At 41.1% G+C, this 21,292-nt stretch carries 6 protein-coding genes and 1 pseudogene; 5 read left to right on the plus strand and 2 right to left on the minus strand.

The window, feature by feature from the left end; genetic code table 11:
• Positions 1 to 220: 220 nt before the first annotated feature.
• The 4 genes and pseudogenes from AACV33_RS06770 to glpQ all read left to right on the plus strand — a co-directional run bounded on the left by AACV33_RS06770 (position 221) and on the right by glpQ (position 4,656).
• Positions 221 to 862, plus strand: a complete 642-nt coding sequence (locus AACV33_RS06770; protein WP_023603464.1) for a thiopurine S-methyltransferase — start codon at positions 221 to 223, stop codon at positions 860 to 862.
• 282 nt (positions 863 to 1,144) lie between these two features.
• Positions 1,145 to 1,898: pseudogene (locus AACV33_RS06775) on the plus strand (5'-nucleotidase C-terminal domain-containing protein); the annotation flags it as partial.
• 199 nt (positions 1,899 to 2,097) lie between these two features.
• Positions 2,098 to 3,468, plus strand: a complete 1,371-nt coding sequence (gene glpT, locus AACV33_RS06780; protein ID WP_026025520.1) for a glycerol-3-phosphate transporter — start codon at positions 2,098 to 2,100, stop codon at positions 3,466 to 3,468.
• A 129-nt stretch (positions 3,469 to 3,597) separates the two neighbouring features.
• Complete coding sequence (gene glpQ / locus AACV33_RS06785; RefSeq protein ID WP_182699994.1) at positions 3,598 to 4,656, plus strand: glycerophosphodiester phosphodiesterase; 1,059 nt, start codon at positions 3,598 to 3,600, stop codon at positions 4,654 to 4,656.
• A 114-nt stretch (positions 4,657 to 4,770) separates the two neighbouring features.
• Here glpQ and AACV33_RS06790 read toward each other — a convergent pair whose 3' ends face one another.
• Positions 4,771 to 5,121, minus strand: coding sequence for a DUF2750 domain-containing protein (locus AACV33_RS06790; protein ID WP_012550323.1), 351 nt, complete (start codon positions 5,119 to 5,121; stop codon positions 4,771 to 4,773).
• A gap of 222 nt (positions 5,122 to 5,343) precedes the next feature.
• Between AACV33_RS06790 and AACV33_RS06795 the strand changes: the two genes are divergently transcribed.
• Positions 5,344 to 19,899, plus strand: coding sequence for a retention module-containing protein (locus AACV33_RS06795; protein WP_182699995.1), 14,556 nt, complete (start codon positions 5,344 to 5,346; stop codon positions 19,897 to 19,899).
• Positions 19,900 to 19,985: 86 nt separating this feature from the next.
• On the opposite strand, the gene AACV33_RS06800 is transcribed toward AACV33_RS06795, so the two are convergent.
• Entirely contained in the window at positions 19,986 to 21,176 is a 1,191-nt protein-coding gene (locus tag AACV33_RS06800; protein ID WP_017021260.1) for a class I SAM-dependent methyltransferase, read from the minus strand.
• Positions 21,177 to 21,292: the final 116 nt, after the last annotated feature.

Genomic DNA, 21,292 nt, shown 5'->3' on the forward strand with positions numbered 1-21,292 from the left:
GTCGATTTGACACAAGCTCTTTATATTTAAAATCATAGTAACGATAAGCTACTCAGTATGATAATTAGAAAAAGTTATTCTATATAACCAAATGGAATATAAATCATTTATTAGGTTATATTTAAGTCAATAAGCCCCCTGAAATAGAGAATCTATAGAACAGAAGAAGGGGATGAGTTACCCTTTCTAAATAATAAAAAGTTATCAAAAAGGAAAACAAATGGATCAAGAATTTTGGCAAAAAAAATGGGCGAGTAACGTCATTGGTTTTCATTTACCAGATACCAATCCCGTCTTGTCGGAGTTTTGGAAAGCCTTAAATCCCACTCGTGAACAAACAGTGTTTGTACCATTATGTGGCAAATCAATGGATCTAGATTGGCTTGCAGAGAGACACAACTCAGTTTCTGGTGTTGAGTTAAGCCAAATTGCAGTACGTGCATTTTTTGCAGAGCGTTTATACACACCTACGGTGACGACATTAAGTAGTACGCTTGAGCTGTATGATTTTGACGAATTTACTATTTTTGCTGGCGATTATTTTACTGCACCCATTGAGGCGACCGATCTGATTTATGATCGTGCAGCCTTAGTGGCGTTGCCTAAAGAGATGCGATCTGAATATGTGCAAGTATTACGTTCTCGTTTAAAAGAGGGAGGGCGTATCTTGTTAGTGACATTAGATTATGACCAAAATGAAATGTCAGGGCCTCCTTTCTCAGTACCAGAGGATGAAGTACGTTCGTTGTTTTCAGGTATGAGCATCACAAAATTACAACGTGATGAAGCAGATGCTGAGCATCCTAGAATTAAAAAAGGATTAACTCGCTTTGCAGAAGAAGTGTGGTTGATTAAGAGTTAGAAAACGAAAAACTCTTGAACAATAAAAAGCCGTCAGATGATTAATTTGACGGCTTTTTTAATAAGTATTTTTAATATAATTTAACGTTTATTTTTTCGATAAGCAGTATTCATTTGTTATGTTATTAAGAAAGTCTTTTAATAAATGATTCATATTTTCTGTCGCTGTGCTCACTATTTCTGCTGGGTTTTGAATGAACTGATGAAGCTCCAAATTCGAAACATCATTCGTACTGTAATGAATGAGATCCGTGAGGTTATCAGTTAAAAACTCTAAGTGGCATTGAAAGCCATAGACATCGCGTATAACTATCAATATGCAGGCGGAGAAATTACAGTTTATAAGATGACCGGCAAAGATTTGAAAGTATATATGGAGTGGTCAGCTGGTTACTTTAATAGCGTAAAAGAAGGGGATGTGACTTACAGCTTCAATCTTGAACGTCGTTCATCTAAATATTCTACCAATGATTTTTTTGCAGGTGTAACGTATACCATTGATCTCACTAAACCTGCAGGATCACGTATTACAGACCTTCACTCTGCTGATGGAAAACCCATAACAGACACAACGCCTATTCGCATAGGGATGAACAGCTACCGTATGGGACATTTAACCAAAGTGGGCGGTGTTCTTGAAGGACGTTTTTTCCCTGTATTATTTGATACTGAAGAAGAGTTTGGCGAAGATGAAGGAACTATCCGTAATTTAACCATTCGTTATCTAAGCGAAGTGAAAAATGGTAAATACGAAGGTAAACCAATGAACCGTTGGGCATTAAGTGGTCTTGAGGGATATGAAAAAGTGTGAAATCATAAAAAATTTGATCAACAGTGGTGAAATTAGTGTACCTAAAAGTAGTGATGGTCGTTATACCAATGTGGCATCAATTAATGTTAAAGACAAAATGTTCCAAAATGAAGAAGAATTAGCGGTTTATTTATCTCAGTTAGAAAAAGAGTTTAAAATAGCCACGACAGAATCAGAAAAAGCACGTATTCAACGTGATCAGATAATAGCTAACGTATTGAATTAATCCAACCTTCCTCCCAAAAAGGTGCTCGATAAAGGTCACCTTTGCCTATTAAATAAACTAATTAGTCAACTTGTAATATTTGTCACAGAAATAGATTCGTTTGAACAGCACAATGCGCATCACTTTCGAACGAAATGTTTTATTTGATCGTTCGAGCTTTATGTTGTTCACCATCGCAAATATAATAACGGAGTTAACTATGTTTGGTATATTTAAACCCCAAGCGCATATAGCACGCCTCGCTTCTAATCAGATAGATGGCACCTATACTCGCTTACGTTGGCAATTGTTCCTCAGTATTTTCGTCGGTTATGCCGGTTACTACCTAGTTCGTAAGAACTTCAGTTTAGCAATGCCTTATTTGATTGACCAAGGTTTTAGCCGTGGGGATCTTGGTGTTGCTTTAGCGGCGGTATCTATTGCTTATGGGCTGTCAAAGTTCTTAATGGGCAGTGTGTCTGACCGTTCTAATCCTCGATATTTTCTCAGTGCGGGCCTATTGATGTCTGCCGCTGTTATGTTCTGCTTTGGTTTTATGCCTTGGGCGACAAACAGTATTACGGCAATGTTCATTTTATTATTCTTGAACGGTTGGTTTCAAGGCATGGGGTGGCCTGCATGTGGTCGAACGATGGTGCATTGGTGGTCACGTAAAGAGCGTGGTGAACTGGTTTCGGTTTGGAACGTTGCACACAATGTGGGGGGCGGGTTAATTGGTCCTCTTTTCTTATTGGGCCTTTGGGCATTTAACGACGATTGGCGCTCAGCATTTTATGTACCAGCCATTTTTGCCACGTTAGTTGCTGTTTTCATTTGGGCTACATTGCGTGATACGCCTCAATCTTGTGGTTTACCAGCGATTGAAGAATATAAAAATGATTATCCAGATGATTACGATAAGTCTCATGAAAATGAGATGACAGCAAAAGAGATTTTCTTTAAATACGTGTTCAATAATAAGCTGCTTTGGTCTATCGCGATTGCAAACGCGTTTGTTTATCTGATTCGCTACGGTGTGCTTGATTGGGCTCCTGTGTATTTAAAAGAAGCGAAAGGTTTCACCGTTGATAAATCGTCTTGGGCGTATTTCTTATATGAGTGGGCTGGTATCCCTGGTACATTGTTATGTGGTTGGATTTCAGACAAAGTATTTAAAGGACGTCGTGCACCTGCCGGCATCTTATTTATGGTTCTTGTAACTGCTGCGGTATTAGTTTATTGGTTTAACCCTGCGGGAAATCCAACGATTGATATGATTGCATTAGTGGCTATTGGATTCTTAATTTATGGCCCTGTGATGCTTATTGGCCTTTATGCACTTGAGCTTGTTCCTAAAAAAGCAGCAGGTACTGCGGCTGGCCTTACTGGGTTGTTTGGTTATCTTGGTGGTGCAGTTACCGCAAACATTGTATTAGGTTATACCGTAGACCACTTTGGTTGGGATGGTGGCTTTATGATTCTGGTTGCTTCTTGTGTGTTGTCTATCGTGTGCTTGTGTTATGCCTTCTTAGGAGAGCGTGCACATCATAAAGCTAAAGCTAAAGATAAAGAGCAAGCGACGATAGCGTAATCGTAATCAAAACATCATAAATATGAAGTTATATGAGTTTAGTTTTTGTATACACAAACTGTGATTATCAGTAACTAAATTATAATGGCTTTCCCCCTACCGTTGTAGGGGGCTTTAAAGGATTAAATAATGAAACGTAAAGCTCTCACTTTTTCAATTCTCACTTTGGCTTGTTCTGCATTGGGTCACGCAGATCCTCTTGTTATTGCACATCGCGGAGCGTCGGGTTACTTACCTGAGCATACCTTGGAAGCAAAAACGCTTGCCTATGCGATGAAACCGGATTACATCGAACAAGATGTCGTTATGACTAAAGATGATCAACTTGTGATGTTGCATGATCACTATTTGGATCGTGTGACTGACGTTGCTGAACGATTTCCCGATCGTGCTCGTGATGACGGTCGTTATTATGCGATTGATTTTACGTTGGCAGAGATAAAAAGCTTACGCGTAACTGAAGGTTTTAACGTTGATGATAAAGGGAATAAAGTGGCAGGCTACCCAGATCGCTTTCCTATGTGGAAATCGAGCTTCACAGTGCCTACTTTCGCTGAAGAGATTGAATTGATCCAAGGATTAAATCAAACATTAGGATATGACATTGGCCTCTATCCTGAAATTAAAGCACCTTGGTTTCATCGGCATGAAGGGAAAGACATCAGTAAAGCGGTGTTAAAAGTATTAAAAGATTACGGTTACGACAGCAAAGACGACAAAATCTATCTGCAATCTTTTGATCCGATAGAGCTAAAACGAATTAATGATGAGTTATTACCTGCCATGAATATGGATTTGAAACTCGTTCAATTGATTGCCTATACGGATTGGGATGAAACTATGACGTACAATGGTGAGCTCGCACAGCCTTACAGTTACGATTGGATGTTTAAGTCGGATGGAATGAAAAAAGTTGCCGCTTACGCTGATGGAATTGGTCCTTGGAAACCAATGTTAGTTGACGATGCATCAACCAAAGATAACATTATTATCAAGCCATTAATGAAACAAGCTAAAGAGGCCGGATTGGTGGTTCATCCATTTACTTTCCGTGCTGAACCTGATCGTATTGCACCTTACGCGACGAGTTTTGAAAATATGCTAGATGTGTTTTATAACACAGTGAAAGTCGATGGGGTATTTACGGATTATCCAGATAAAGCGGTGAAATTTTTGGACAAACAATAATTAATATACATTGGTGGTTGTTTTGAATTTATAACGTGCTCTCAAGTGAGTAAGCACAAAAAAGGCAGTAATAAATACTGCCTTTTTACTACCTATCAAATGATAAGTGGTAGCTTAAAGGTATAGTTTTGCAAGCTCAGTCGCTTCTATTTCTTTACCTTCAAGTTGTTGGTTCCAGTTAGTACCAACTAAAACACCATCTTCAGATAAAGTCACTAACCAATCTTCAGCGAAGATATCTAGTGGGATTTCTGTGACTTCAAAATCAGCCCATTCTTCAACATTATGAAATGCGGCATCTTCTTTGTTCGACCAAAATGGCATTACTTCAGCGTTTTCAAATTCAGTAGATTCAACAGAAATCCAACCTTCATCGTTATAAAGGCTCCAAACTAGTTGAGTTTCTTTTGTTTCAGCAATGAAAAGATCTAGGTTTGCTTGAGTATCTGACGTTAATTTGCTCATGATGATGTCTCGATTAAAATAAACACGTAAAGAATAAAGGATTATGAGAAATTTGATACTTAAATTTAGAAAAAATTATGTTATAAAACTATCAGTTAATAATTTTATAACAATAAATTAACCGGCTAGTGTTTTGGGTGTTTGTGAATTTTTATTCTATGCTTAGACTACTAAAGTAAAAGTTAATTTGTTGATGCGGTTAAATGGATTTTAGGTGGTTACATGAAAGAAACAGTTATTCCTTCTCAAATAGAAATAAAAACAATAGAAGGTGAAGCTTATTCACTGAATAAAGACGGTGTACCAACAAAAGTAGCTGTTGGTCAAAACATTGATCGTGATTCAGTATTGTTTACTCCTTATAATGCCAAAGTCGTGGTTCAAATTAATGGTAAATTAGTTACCATCGATAAAAACTGCGTCAGTTGTCTTGATGAAACAAAAGAAAATGATCCATTAAAAGTTCAGCAAGTGGATGGTGCTATTAAAGTTGATCCAGAGCAATCGGCGGATAATGTCGATGTTGCTGCGATTCAAGCCGCCATTCTATCTGGAGAAGATCCTACTGAAATTCTAGAAGCAACCGCTGCGGGTGAAGGGGGTGGTTCTGCTAACAATGGGTTTGTTAGTATTGATTACGCCTACTATTCCTCGATCGCGACCACTAACTTTACGACGTCAAATGCCTTTTCTTATGACAATCAAGATGAAATAGATAATTTAAGTGGTAGTGACTCAAGCTCTCAACCTGAAACGCCTGATGTGACAAGGCAGACTCCTGGGTTCACGGTTGAAGATGTTGATACTGAAGCAAGCGGGCAACTTATTGTGTCTAATGCGGGAAGTAGCCAAGTCTACACATGGACAATTAATGGCAATACAACGAGTGAGTTCGGTACATTATCTATCAATGAGTTAACGGGGGCGTGGGAGTATGTACTTAATAATGACGCACTCTCTGTTCAATCATTAGCTAATGGTCAGGTTATTACTGATGTTTTTGAGATCACTGTTACGTCAAGTAATGGATTAAGCAGTGTTCAAGAAGTTAGTGTAATCATTGTTGGTACAAATGATGAACCTATTATTTCTGGTATTTCTACCGGTAACTTAACTGAAGGGGATGTGTTAGACGCAGACTCAACAGTGAGTGAAACCTTAATCGTTACTGATATAGATGCTTCAGATACCCACACTTGGACAATTGTCGAAGGCGGTAACGCAACTTATGGTGTATTAACTCTTAATGATGGTGTTTGGGAATACACATTAGATAATTCTCGTGATGAAACCCAAGCATTAAGTGCCGGAGAAACGGTAACTGAAACATTCACGATTCAGGCTGATGATGGTAACGGAGGCATAGCTCAACAAGAAGTTGTGATCACGATTACTGGTACCAATGATGATCCCGTCGTTAATGGTACAAGCTCAGGACGAGTTGTTGAAGATCTTATTGCGTCTGCTGAAGGCCAATTAGATGCCGTTGATCCTGATGCGGGTGATGTAATTACGTGGGCCGTTTCTGATGGTGCGGGCGCTTTCGGTTCACTCACTATCGATGGGTCTGGTAAATGGACATATAGCTTAGATAATGGCTTAGTTTCGACCCAGGCTCTTTCTAGTGGAGAAACACAAACGGAAACGTTTGAAATTGTTGTAGATGACGGAAAAGGTGGCACTGTAACTCACACTATTTCTGTTGATGTTACAGGTACAAATGATACGCCTGAAATAACCAGTTCATCAGTGGTTTCTGGGGATGTGAGTGAAGTAAGTATTGATGCTGTTGGTGATTTGGTTTTAGAAGACGTGGATACATTAGATAGCCATACATGGACGGTTGAACCAAACAGTAATGCCGATTTAGGTACGTTTAATGTCGATAGTACTGGTAAATGGAGTTTTGGATTAAACTCAGCTGCCGCCGCTTTTCTTGCTCTTGGTGAGGGGGATTCAATTGATGTTATTTATGTTGTTCAAGTGGCAGATAATAATGGTGCAATTGATACTCAAGAAGTGACGATAACCATAACGGGTTCAAATAATGGCCCAATTATTGGTGGAACAAGTACTGGTTCCGTTGTTGAAGATACAGTAGAAGAAGCATCGGGATCATTATCTTCTGCGGATGTTGATTTAGGTGACACGGCAACATGGTCTGTACTGGCGCCTGATACTGGTGCATTTGGTTCTATTAGTGTTGATGCTGATGGTAAGTGGACTTATAAAATAGATAACACGCTTTCTGCAACTCAATCGTTATCACAAGGCCAAACTGAAACGGATACATTTACAATTATTGTTACTGATGGCAGCGGTGCTCAAGCAACTCAAGTGGTTACTATTGATGTTACAGGCACCAACGATCTCCCTGAAATCACCGATACGTCAGTGATCTCAGGGGCGGTTGAGCACAGAGCAACAGAAAGTGCGACCGGCGATTTAGTCCTTGAAGATGTCGATACACTAGACACGCATACGTGGACTGTTGAAGCAAACACAAATGATGATTTAGGTACATTTACGGTTGGTACCGATGGTAAGTGGACGTTTAATTTAAACGCTGCATCAGGAAGTGTGATTGCATTAGGCGTGGGCGAAACTCTTGATATCGTGTACGTGGTTCAAGTGGAAGACAATCACGGCGGAATAGACACACAAGAAGTCACGATCACGGTGACGGGCTCGAACGATGGCCCGACCATCAGTGGTACCGATACGGGCTCCGTTGTTGAAGACACGGTGGCCGAAGCGACAGGTCAATTGGATGCAACGGACGCCGATGTTACCGACACACACACGTGGTCAGTGACGGATGGCGCAGGTACGTACGGTGAATTAACGGTCGATGCGACCGGCAAATGGACCTATACGCTAGATAATACCAAGTCAGATACACAAGCCATTTCAAATGGTGAAGTCAAAACAGAAACGTTTGAAATCGTTGCGGATGATGGCGAAGGTGGCACCGTTACTCATACTGTCACCGTTGAAGTGACTGGCACCAATGATCTCCCTGAAATCACCGATACGTCAGTGATAGCCGGTGCGGTTGAGCACAGAGCAACAGAAAGTGCGACCGGCGATTTAGTCCTTGAAGATGTCGATACGCTAGACACGCATACGTGGACAGTTGAAGCAAACACAAATGATGATTTAGGTACATTTACGGTTGGTACCGATGGTAAATGGACATTTAATTTAAACGCTGCATCAGCGGGTGTTATCGCGTTAGGGCTGGGTGAAACCCTTGATATCGTGTACGTGGTTCAAGTGGAAGACAATCACGGTGGAATAGACACACAAGAAGTCACGATCACGGTGACGGGCTCGAACGATGGCCCAACCATCAGTGGTACGGATACGGGCTCCGTTGTTGAAGACACGGTGGCCGAAGCGACAGGTCAATTGGATGCAACGGACGCCGATGTTACCGATACACACACGTGGTCAGTGACGGATGGTACAGGTGTCTTTGGCTCATTGGCAGTGGATGCGACGGGCAAATGGACCTACACGCTAGACAATACACTGGTAGGAACGCAAGCCATTTCAAATGGTGAAGTCAAAACTGAAACGTTTGAAATCGTTGCGGATGATGGCAATGGCGGGACTGTCACGCATACCGTCACCGTTGAAGTGACAGGCACCAATGATCTCCCTGAAATCACCGATACGTCAGTGATCGCCGGTGCGGTGGAGCACAGAGCAACAGAAAGTGCGACTGGTGATTTAGTCCTTGAAGATGTCGATACACTAGACACGCATACGTGGACCGTTGAAGCAAATACAAATGATGATTTAGGCACATTTACGGTTGGTACCGATGGTAAATGGACATTTAATTTAAACGCTGCATCAGCGGGTGTTATCGCGTTAGGGGTGGGTGAAACCCTTGATATCGTGTACGTGGTTCAAGTGGAAGACAATCATGGCGGAATAGACTCACAAGAAGTCACGATCACGGTGACGGGCTCGAACGATGGCCCAACCATCAGTGGTACCGATACGGGCTCCGTTGTTGAAGACACGGTGGCCGAAGCGACAGGTCAACTGGATGCAACGGACGCTGATGCTACCGATACACACACGTGGTCAGTGACGAATGGCGCAGGTACGTACGGTGAATTAACGGTCGATGCGACCGGGAAATGGACCTATACGCTAGACAATACGCTGCCGGGAACCCAAGCCATCTCCAATGGCGAAATGAAAACAGAAACCTTTGAAATCGTTGCGGATGATGGCGAAGGCGGGACTGTCACACATACCGTCACCGTTGAAGTAACGGGCACCAACGATCTCCCTGAAATCACCGATACGTCAGTGATCGCAGGGGCGGTTGAGCACAGAGCAACAGAAAGTGCGACCGGTGATTTAGTGCTTGAAGATGTCGATACACTAGACACGCATACGTGGACAGTTGAAGCAAACACAAATGATGATTTAGGTACATTTACGGTTGGTACCGATGGTAAATGGACATTTAATTTAAACGCTGCATCAGGAAGTGTGATTGCATTAGGCGTGGGCGAAACTCTTGATATCGTGTACGTGGTTCAAGTGGAAGACAATCACGGTGGAATAGACACACAAGAAGTCACGATCACGGTGACGGGCTCGAACGATGGCCCAACCATCAGTGGTACCGATACGGGCTCCGTTGTTGAAGACACGGTGGCCGAAGCGACAGGTCAATTGGGTGTAACGGACGCCGATGTTACCGATACACACACGTGGTCAGTGACGAATGGCGCAGGTACGTACGGTGAATTAACGGTCGATGCGACCGGCAAATGGACCTATACGCTAGACAATACACTGGTAGGAACGCAAGCCATTTCAAATGGTGAAGTCAAAACTGAAACCTTTGAAATCGTGGCTGATGATGGCGAAGGCGGGACTGTCACACATACCGTCACCGTTGAAGTGACGGGGACCAATGATGCACCAGCAGTTTCAGGTTCATCTATCATTTCTGGTGCTGTTGTCGAAGAAACAACACTTAGCACCAGTGGCGATTTATTTGTTGATGATGTGGACACATTAGATTCGCATACTTGGACATTACTTTCTTCAAACACAGATCCTTATGGTTCTATCATCGTTTCGACTAATGCTGATGGCTCTGGTAAATGGGAATACACCCTTAATAATACCGCTGCGCAAGTTCAAGCTTTAGCAAATGGTGAAACACATACTGTTGAATATCAAATTCAAGTTGATGATGGGGAAGGTGGCTTAACTACTGAAACTATTTCGATTGAAGTAACGGGCACAAACGATGAACCTGTGGTGTCAGGTCAGTCTACTGGTCTAGTGAAAGAAGATACCGCAACTCAATCAGAGGCCGAAGGTCAACTAACCGTTGATGATGTTGATCTCATAGATGTTCACGCTTGGAGTGTTGGTAGTAATACGGGTACTTATGGCTCGATTACGATAGATCCTGCTACGGGTAAATGGGTTTACACCATCGATAACGCACTAGCAGCAACACAAGGATTGACCGAAGGTCAAAGTGTCGAAGATAAATTTACCGTTACTGTGGATGATAACCAAGGTGGTACAGATTCCATCGAAATAGTGATTACGGTTGTTGGTACTAATGGAGTACCAGTGATCGGAGGCGATGTTGTCGGTGCAGTAACAGAAGATACAATACTAACGACAACGGGAACATTAACGGCATCAGATGAAGATACGACGAGTGCGTTTAATTGGGATATCGTTGGCTCAGATACTGGGACTTATGGCAAATTCACATTAGATGCAAGTACCGGTATTTGGCTCTACACCTTAGATAATGATGCCGCTCAATCTTTAGGTGCTGGAGATGCGCCAATAAAAGAATATTACACCGTTGAACTAAGTGATGGTGCAGGTGGTGTTATTACAGAAACCGTTGAAATTACAATTAATGGGACTAATGATGATCCTGAGTTATCAGGGCAATTATTAGGTTCCGTAAAAGAAGATTCAATAGAAACAACAGAAGGTCAGCTCATTGTTGATGATGTAGACCTTTCAGATACCCATACATGGGAAGTTCAGCCGGCAACTGGCTCTTATGGTTCAATTACGGTAGATGCAAATGGTAAATGGACTTACACCATTAACAATGCCTTAGACGAAACCCAACAGCTCGCAGAAGGAGAATCAGCCGAAGATCGCTTTATTGTTACGGTTGATGATGGACAAGGTGGCACCGATCAAAAAGAAATCATTATTTCATTAGAAGGTACCAATGATCTACCAAGTGTTGTCGACAGTAATGACACCGGAACCGTTAAAGAGGACGAGATCTTAACTATTTCAGATACATTAACGGTTGATGATGTTGACTTATCCGATGTGCATAATTGGTTTGTGATTGGGGCCTCTGAATCGAAATTAGGCAGTTTTTCAGTAGATTCAGTAACAGGTAAGTGGACATATACGCTTAATGGAACTGAATCGCAAGTTCTCGCTGCTGGAGAAAGCGTTGTTGAACGTTTTGTTGTCGTTGTGGGCGATGGAAATAGTGGTTTTGCACAACATACTGTTGAAATTACAATTGAAGGGACGAATGATCGTCCTGTTATCACGGGTCGAACCACAGGCACTGCCGTCGAAGATATTATTCCCACAGCGACTGGTGCATTAACTGCTGTCGATGTTGACTTTAATGACACGCATACTTGGGTTGTTGATGGTGGGGGCGCTGGTAAATACGGTAATATGACTGTCGATGCAGATGGCAATTGGTTATATACACTGGATCCATTAAATTCAGATACACAATCACTAGCAGAAAACCAACAAGAGTTTGAAACATTTACTGTTATTGTCGATGATGGACATGGCGGAACTAATGCCATTATGATTACCGTTGAAGTTCTTGGTACTAATGATATTCCCGATATTGGTGGTGTTAATACTCAAACAATTACTGAAGATGATGCTCTCTCTGTTTCTGGTGAATTAACCGATGGTGATGTTGATACAACAGATACTCATGAGTGGACATTATTAACAGATGCACAAGGTGTATATGGGTCATTATCTTTAGATGAAAATGGTAAATGGACTTATACGATTGATAATGCGTTAAGTACAACGCAAGGATTACTTTCTGGTCAAGTTGAGACTGAAAAATATATTATTCAGGTAGAAGATCAATATGGCGCGATAGATACAGTTACCGTTACTGTTACTGTCGAAGGTACCAATGATGTACCGGAATTATCAGGTAAGCTAACTGGGATTATCGAAGAAGATTCCGTTATTACTGAAATAGATGGACAACTGTACCCAGATGACCAAGATATTGGTGATACTTATACATGGAGCTTGGATTCAAATACCGGTTCATATGGTACGTTGTCATTAGATCCTAATGGGAAGTGGACCTACACTCTGAGCAACAATAAAGATTCAGTACAGTCTTTATCTGAAGGGGAAAAAGTTCAAGATACCTTTACGGTCACTGTTACGGATGGTTTTGGTGCTTCTACTTCTAAAGAAATTACGATCGATGTTATTGGCGATAATGATCTACCATCAATTGCGGGAGCAACAACAGGCAGCACGATTGAAGGCACGACAGGAAAAGACATCGCGACAGGTGAATTAACGGCAGTTGATATCGATCACTTAGATGACCATACATGGTCAACGCTTACTCCTAATGGTATCTATGGTTCATTAAGTATTGATCCTAATACTGGTATGTGGACTTATCAGTTAGACAATTCAAGACCGGCAACGATAGGTATCTCATCTGGGCAAGTTGTTCAAGATAAGTTCATTGTTGAAGTGGATGATGGGAAAGGTGGAACGAGCCAAATAGAAGTTGTTATTGATATTGCAGGTACCAACAGTTCACCGGGAATTATTGGTGATACGACTGGTGAGATTAAAGAAGATGCAGCAATAAATGAAATATCAGGTGATTTATTGTCTGGCGATTTAGATTCTCAAGATACCTTAGTATGGGATATTGTTGGTTCTACCGGACAGTATGGGCAGTTTACACTCGGTCAAGATGGGCATTGGACTTATGTTCTTAATAATAATAACAATACAGTTAATGGACTAAAAGAAGGTGCTGAAATTGTTGATACCATTACCGTAAAAGTAACGGATTCATTTGGTCAAGTGTCTGAAAAAGAAATAGAAATAACCATTGAAGGAACGAATGATGCCCCTTCATTAAGCGGCGCATTATCTGGAACCGTAATCGAAGATCAAACAACTACTATTAATGGTCAGTTAAACAGTTCAGATCCTGATGTTGGTGACATTCATGCGTGGAACCTGGATAACGGAGTTGGGCAATACGGTTCGCTTACCATGGATTCAAGTGGTCGATGGACTTACATATTAATGAACTCTCTCGCTGCTGTTCAAGCACTTGGTCCTAATGATACTTTCACAGAGACGTTTACGGTAACCGTAACGGATTCAATGGGAGAGTCTTCGACTGATGATATTGTTATTACAATCCAAGGTACTAATGATCTTCCTGAAATTACAGGCGGAGCAACTGGAGAGTATAAAGAAGATCAAGCGACAGATATTGTTACTGGTCAATTGATTGCTACAGATGTAGATGCTGGAGATGCAACGTCTTTTGAAGTTCGAACCTACGTAGGTAATTATGGTACGTTTTATCTTGAAGCTGACGGTTCATGGCGTTATGAAATTGATAAAAATTCGACGGCGATTCAGTCTTTAAATGAAGGGGAAACCATCTCTGAAACTTTTGCTGCTGTTGTGCATGATTCTAACGGTGGTTTTACTACAGAGCAAATCGATTTTACTATTGTGGGCACGAATGATAAACCTGTCGTTTCTGGTGATAGCTCTGCAACGGTCATTGAAGATGCTTACGAATTTGTTCCAGATGGCCAATTTAATGGTCAATTTACGAAAGTAACCGGTAATGTAATTGCTGATGATATCGATTTAGGTGATGAGGTAGTCAGCTGGCAGGTTGAAAATGGATCGGGAACATATGGAATATTAACCATTGATGAAAATGGGCAATGGACCTATTTGTTAGATAACTTTGATCCAGATACTAATGCACTTAATTTTGATGAGATTGGAATTGATTCTTTCTGGGTTAGGGCTACGGATAAGCACGGTGGTGTATCTGAACCGTTTGAAGTCACTATTACTGTTAAAGGAAATACGGATCCTGATGGAGGAGGTGGTGGCTCATATGATGAAATTATTGATATTGAAGCAAAAGAAGAAGGTGTAGACGCGAATGGAGACCCTATTGGTGGTGATGGAAGTGGGACAATAACCGCTGGAGATTTAGGGCTACCTTCTGGTTGTACTATTAATAGTGTTTCAGGAGCATCTTCTGTTGATGGTGGCTTATTTGGGGATCTTGTCGTTAATCCTGATGGCACCTGGGTTTATGATGTTGATGACTCTCAGCCTTATGTCGACTCATTGTGCGAAGGTGAGAGTGTTACTGAGAAGTGGACAGTAACGGTTACGGATAGCTGTGGTAAAACATCAACGGTTCTTATTAATGTGACCATTGTTGGGACTAATGATATACCAATGATAATTACTGACTCTCCATTATTTGGTGAACAGGGTGAAGTGATTGAAGATGAAAGTCTTGAAGTCTCTGGGCAGTTAACAGTAAGTGATCCAGACAGTTGTGATACACATACTTGGTATATCGTGGATGCGAGCGGTAATAAGCGTACCGATGAAGATGGTGATGCAAATAATGGCTCTATCACGATTAAGGGAACTTATGGTTGGTTAACATTAGATGAAGCGACAGGCCAATGGACTTATGTATTAGATAACGCAGATCCTGCGGTACAAGCGTTGACACCTGAACAAATTGAACGTGATTTCTTTAGAGTTGTCGTCGAAGATAATCATGGAGCCAAGAGTACTGATTCTCTTATTACGATTAAGATTACTGGTGTTGCCGATGATGTTGAAACGGTTCTAATTATTGAAGAAATAGATTTCATGGAGGATACCACTCCATTAGAGCAAACCGGTAAATTAAATGATGTTGATGGCCTAACTCCTGACCTTACTTGGAATCTAGTTTCTGGCGATGGTACATATGGCACACTGGTTTTAGATAATGATGGCAATTGGACTTATGTACTTGATAACGATGCCTTAGAAGTACAACAATTAAATCAAGGTGAATTAGTCACTGATACTTTCAGTGTTACGGTTGTTGATAAATTCGGTAAAACGGTTGTTGATGAGCACGGCAATCCCGTGATGATGATCTTCAAAGTTGATGTTACAGGCACAAATGATGCTCCTGATATTTCAGGATCATTAACTGGTAGTATTTCAAACACAGATTCTGATAGCCAAATTTCAGGTAACTTAAATGATGGCGACGTTGATGCCGGTGATTTTCATGCATGGTCAATTACTGATAATGGAGGGACTGTCGATCTTGGTAATACAGAAGCAGGGACATATGGTGAATTAGTTCTTAATGAAAATACTGGGCGATGGACATATAAGTTAAACACCTCGCTAGATGCAGTTAAATTCCTTGGTGTTGGTGAGACATTATCAGACACTTTTGAAGTGACGGTTACGGATCTTTATGGTGCAACCTCAACAGAAACCGTGACGGTTACTATTGATGGCTCCAACTTGCCACCAGAAATTACCCAAAACGATCAAATCATCATGGAATTGAAAGAAGATGATAAGACGAGCGATTCTAATGCGTTAATAGCAACTGATCCAAATGGTGATACGGTAACCTTTGATGCAAAAACATTAACGGGTACGTACGGTACGTTTACTATTGATGAAAATGGCGTATGGACTTACACCTTAGATAATGATGCCGCTCATATTCAAGGATTAAAAGAAGGTGAGGTTGTTTCTGAAGTCTTTACCGTATTTGCCGTTGATGTCCATGGAGCCACAACAGCACAAGAGGTAACGGTCAATATCACAGGTACAAATGATATTCCACAAATTTCAGGGATGGACACTGGTGTCGTTAAAGAAACTGATGGCAGTACTGCATCAGGTAACTTTGTAACCAATGTAACTGATATTGGGGATAGTATTACCGTTAGTCCGGGCGTACAAGGGAGTTATGGTGTCGTCAGTGTCGATGAAGCTACGGGTAAATGGACCTATACAGTTGATGGTAATGATCCTACAGTAAATAGTTTATCAAAAGGCGAAACATTAACGGATACAGTAACGATTACAGCAACCGATGAATTCGGCGCTTCTACTGACATGACGATAACCATAACCATTAATGGTGAAAATGATGCACCAAGCCTAGTCGTTACCGTCCCCCCAGAGCTAACTGAAGACAGTGGTGTAAGTGGAACGGATACCATTGAAGTTACCGGTAATTGGGATGATGGAGATCCAGATACGGCAGATACTCATGAGTGGGAAGTAGTAAATGCGGATGCACTTGGTACACTGACTTTTGAACCAAATGGTGACTACAAATTAGTCATTGATAACTCTGCACTAGAAATTCAACAACTTGGTGTCGGTGAAACAGTAGAATTGACGTATATCGTAAAAGTGACTGATGAACATGGCTTAAGCAGTACACAAGACATTACCTTTACAGTGAATGGTACTAATGATGATCCTGAAGTAATTAATACAAGTATTCTTTCTGTTGATGTTGCAGAAGACGGTGTATTAACAGAATCAGGCCAGCTAGATATTTCCGATATCGATATTAGTGATACAACGTTTGCGTTTGATGTGATTACTTCTCCAACAGATGCCTATGGCGTCGTTACTGTTGATGAGTTTGGTAAATGGACCTATTTGCTTGATAACGAGAAAGCACAAGATATTGGTGATGAAACCATTACAGAAACGTTCACTATTCAAATTGATGATGGTAACGGTGGGGTCATCACACAAGAGGTTACGGTGAATATCACCGGTACTGATGATGATCCTATTATTGACACCAACGTAACACAAGTTGTAACCGGAAATGTTGCTGAAGATGGAGTCCTGATTGCGGAAGGACAAATAGCTTACATTGATCCCGAAGGCGATACGATAGAGTATAACGTTGTAAATGGATCAACGCCGTCTTATGGTTCATTCAGTGTCGATCCGGTAACGGGTCAGTGGACGTATACGTTAAATGATACTCTGGCTCAAGAACTGAGTGCATCAGGCGCTCAAGAAACCTTTACGATAGAAATGACAGATCAAACTGGTGGCACAATTCAACAAGTGATCACCATTGATATTGCGGGTGTCAATGATGATCCAACCATTGATGTAACTAGTGTTCTTATCGGAAATGTTGAAGAAGACGGAACGGCATCAGCCATTGGTCAACTGGATGTTTCGGATGTAGATTTATCGGATACGACTTTTAGCTATAACGTAATTTCAGGGCCAAATACAAGTACAACACCGGGTGATGTCGAAGGGCTTTATGGTGCATTAACCGTTGATATAAATGGTCAGTGGACCTATGAACTTGATAATGCTAAAGCACAAGTTCTTGGTGATACGATTGTAACGGAAGTATTCACCGTTGAAGTTAGTGATGGTAAGGGTGGAACGGTTACTCAAGATATTACGATTAGTGTAACAGGACACGACGATCAGCCAATTATTGATACATCGGTAACACAAGTCACTGATGGTACTGTTGTTGAAGGCGGTACCTTAATTGCGAATGGTGAGATTGCTTATATCGATCCAGAAGGTGACACCATAGACTACAGTGTCGTTAGTGGCACTACGTCATCTTATGGGACGTTCACTATTGATGCGGCCACGGGACAATGGAATTACGAACTTGATGATGGATTAGCTCAAGATATCGGTGTATCGGGTGCGCAAGAAACATTTACCATAGAGATTAAAGACCAAACGGGAAGTATCGTTCAGCAAGTGATTACGATTAATATCACGGGTGAAAACGATGCACCAACGATTAATGCGAGTAGTGTTCTTATTGGAAGCGTAGAAGAAGATGGAACCGCCTTCGCCGTTGGTCAACTTGACGTTTCAGATGTTGATTTAGAGGATACGACGTTTGGTTATACTGTCATCTCAGGACCGAACACAAGCACAACCCCTGGGGATGTTGAAGGACTCTATGGCGCGTTAACCGTTAATGCAACTGGTGAATGGACCTATGAACTTGATAATGATAAAGCGCAAGTTCTTGGTGATACGATGGCAACCGAAGTCTTTACTATTGAAGTTAGTGACGGAAACGGTGGGACGGTTAGTCAAGAGATTACCATTAGCGTAACAGGGCATGATGACAAACCAATTATTGATGCCTCTGTAACGCAAGTGACTGAAGGGACTGTTGAAGAAGGTGGAACCTTAACGACTAGCGGCGTGATCACCTATGTTGATCCTGAAGGTGATACTGTCGATTACAGTGTCGCAAGCGGTACTGCACCATCTTATGGCATATTTAATATTGATGCAGTAACAGGACAATGGACCTATGAACTCAATGATACGTTAGCTCAAGATCTCGGAGCATTGGGAGCTCAAGAGACCTTTACGATTGATATAAAAGATCAAACTGGAAATACGACTCAGCAAGTCATCACGATTAATATCACCGGTGAAAATGATGCGCCAGAGATCTCAGGGGTAACCACCGCCGATGTTAAAGAAGGGCATGTTGAAGCGGTTAGTGGCCAATTGAGTGCAACAGATGCTGAAAATGATAATTTATCATGGCAATTAACGTCAGCAGCGAATGGTACTTATGGTTCGTTAACTATCAATGCAACCACTGGATTATGGACATACATATTACTTGAAAATAGCACCTTAGCTCTTGCGGCCGATGCAACAGATACTGATTCGTTTACAGTAGAAGTTAGTGATGGAAAAGGTGGAGTGAAATCCGAAACGGTTGTCGTGACGGTTACTGGAGCGAATATTGTTCAAGGTGTGTTTGGTTCAGACATCCTAACCGGAACCACAAATGATGAGCTTCTATTTGGTAACCCATTAGATTTATCTGATGTGGGTGGTGCAGATACTTTTACATGGACAAATGCGTCTATTGGTGGCGATCTTGCTCGAGATGTCATTAAAGACTTTGATGTAGACAGTGACCGAATTGATTTAAGTGATATTGCTAATATTACAACGGTTTGGGACACGGCAACGTTAGCGTCTCAAATTCAAATCACAGAAGTTGATGGAAGCACTGAAATTTATATTAATGAAGCAGGAAGTACGGTTCAAACCATTATTATTGACGGTGTTACTGTTGATGAGCTAGCTGGCGAACCAACCGCAGGAATGACAGACGCAGAAAAACTAAATTCATTAACTAATTCAGGCCATCTCGTTGTCTCTGATAGCTATGGTAATGAAAGTGATAATACCTTATATGCCTCTGGTCAGAATGACATATTAACGGGGGGGGCTGGTGATGATATGTTCTATTTTGCAGAAGAAAACGCGGGAGATACAGTAACGCCATCTCAAAGCAACATCAGTGATTTCACGTTAAATGAAGATACATTAGATATCGCAGAACTATTGTCAGGTACCGGTGTTGATACGAATGATATGATGGATTTATTAAATTATATCAATGTAGATATAGATGATGTGGCATCATCTACTACAGTAACCGTGACCGATAATGCAGGGAAGCAAACTGACATAACATTAAGTGGTATTGACAGTGATGCCTTAGGTATCACAGGACAAGGTTTGTCTGATGATGCGATCTTAACTAAATTGTTTGATGATTTTAACGCGTTTAAAGTCGATTAAGTTACTGTGTAAATAGAAAAGGCGAGAGGGGTTAACCTTCTCGCCTTTTTTTATTTCGTTTTATATGTCCGGTTTAAGCTAATTGCTTATATAACGCGACAAGCAAAACCTTTTAGGTAGAAACCTTCAGGGTAAGCAGAATCAAGTGGGTGATCCGCTGCTTGTTCAAAACGTTCAATAAATTGAACAGTACGTTTTGCATCAAGAGCCGCATCAGCAACAATTTTTTGGAACAAACCTGTATCCATTAAACCAGAGCAAGAGTACGTTAATAGCGTGCCGCCTGGGTTCAAAATTTGCATCGCAAGCATGTTGATGTCTTTATAACCACGACATGCACCAACTAACTGATTTTTAGATTCAGCAAATTTTGGTGGATCCATAATAACAACATCAAACTTAGTGCCGTTATCACGGTATTCACGAAGCAATTTAAACACATCAGCGTTTAAAAATTCCGCTTTAGATAAGTCAAATCCATTAATTTCAGTATTGTTTTTCGCGTTGTCTAATGCCAGTTGAGATACATCAGCATTGATAACGTGTTTTGCTCCACCTTTAAGGGCGTATAGACCAAAACCACCAGTATAAGAGAAACAGTTCAGTACTGATTTATCTTTTACGTATTTGCACGAACGCTCACGGCTATCACGCTGATCAAGATAGAAGCCTGTTTTATGACCATTAACGATATCAACACTAATTTTTACGCCATTCTCTTCAATGATGACAGATTCAGGTGGCTCTTCACCGTGTAATACACCAGTGCGTTGTTTTAGACCTTCTTTTTTACGAACAGAAACATCAGAACGCTCGTAAATATTACAGTCTGGGTAACATTCAATTAAGGCTTCAACTAATTGATCTTTGTTTGCTTCTGCGCCAGCACTTAATAATTGGCAAACAAAATAGTTTTGGTAACGGTCAATCGTAATACCTGGTAGGCCATCTGATTCAGCCGCGATTAAACGATAACCCGTTAACCCTTCACGCTCAGAAAGAATATCGCGTAAACCTTGTGCTTGGTTTAGTTTGCGAACAAAGAAATCTTTATCAATTGCTTCATTTTTGTCAAAAGTCCAAACACGAGCACGGATTTGAGATTGAGGAGAAAAAGCACCACGAGCAAGCCACTCACCGCTGTTTGAATAGATTTCTACTGTTTCACCAAGCTCTGGTTTGCCGTCCATTTTTTCAATGCCGCGAGAGAAAATCCAAGGGTGACGACGACGTAATGCTTTGTCACGTCCTTTTACAAGGTAAATTGAAACAGTCATATTGATGCTCTGATGAGTTAATTAGGGGGCTATTCTCTTTGAAGTCACAAGGAAAAGCAAATAAGAAAGAATGAAGACGATAATAATGCGAAAGAGGAAGGAATAGGACGAAGAGG

Source organism: Aliivibrio sp. SR45-2 (assembly GCF_963890165.1).
Taxonomy (GTDB): Bacteria; Pseudomonadota; Gammaproteobacteria; order Enterobacterales; family Vibrionaceae; genus Aliivibrio; species Aliivibrio salmonicida.

Bases quoted from the DNA above. Each gene is read 5' to 3' on its own strand.
- glpT (WP_026025520.1), top strand. From the start codon at position 2,098: ATGTTTGGTATATTTAAACCCCAAGCGCATATAGCACGCCTCGCTTCT.
- AACV33_RS06770 (WP_023603464.1), top strand. From the start codon at position 221: ATGGATCAAGAATTTTGGCAAAAAAAATGGGCGAGTAACGTCATTGGT.
- AACV33_RS06790 (WP_012550323.1), bottom strand. From the start codon at position 5,121: ATGAGCAAATTAACGTCAGATACTCAAGCAAACCTAGATCTTTTCATT.
- AACV33_RS06795 (WP_182699995.1), top strand. From the start codon at position 5,344: ATGAAAGAAACAGTTATTCCTTCTCAAATAGAAATAAAAACAATAGAA.
- AACV33_RS06800 (WP_017021260.1), bottom strand. From the start codon at position 21,176: ATGACTGTTTCAATTTACCTTGTAAAAGGACGTGACAAAGCATTACGT.
- glpQ (WP_182699994.1), top strand. From the start codon at position 3,598: ATGAAACGTAAAGCTCTCACTTTTTCAATTCTCACTTTGGCTTGTTCT.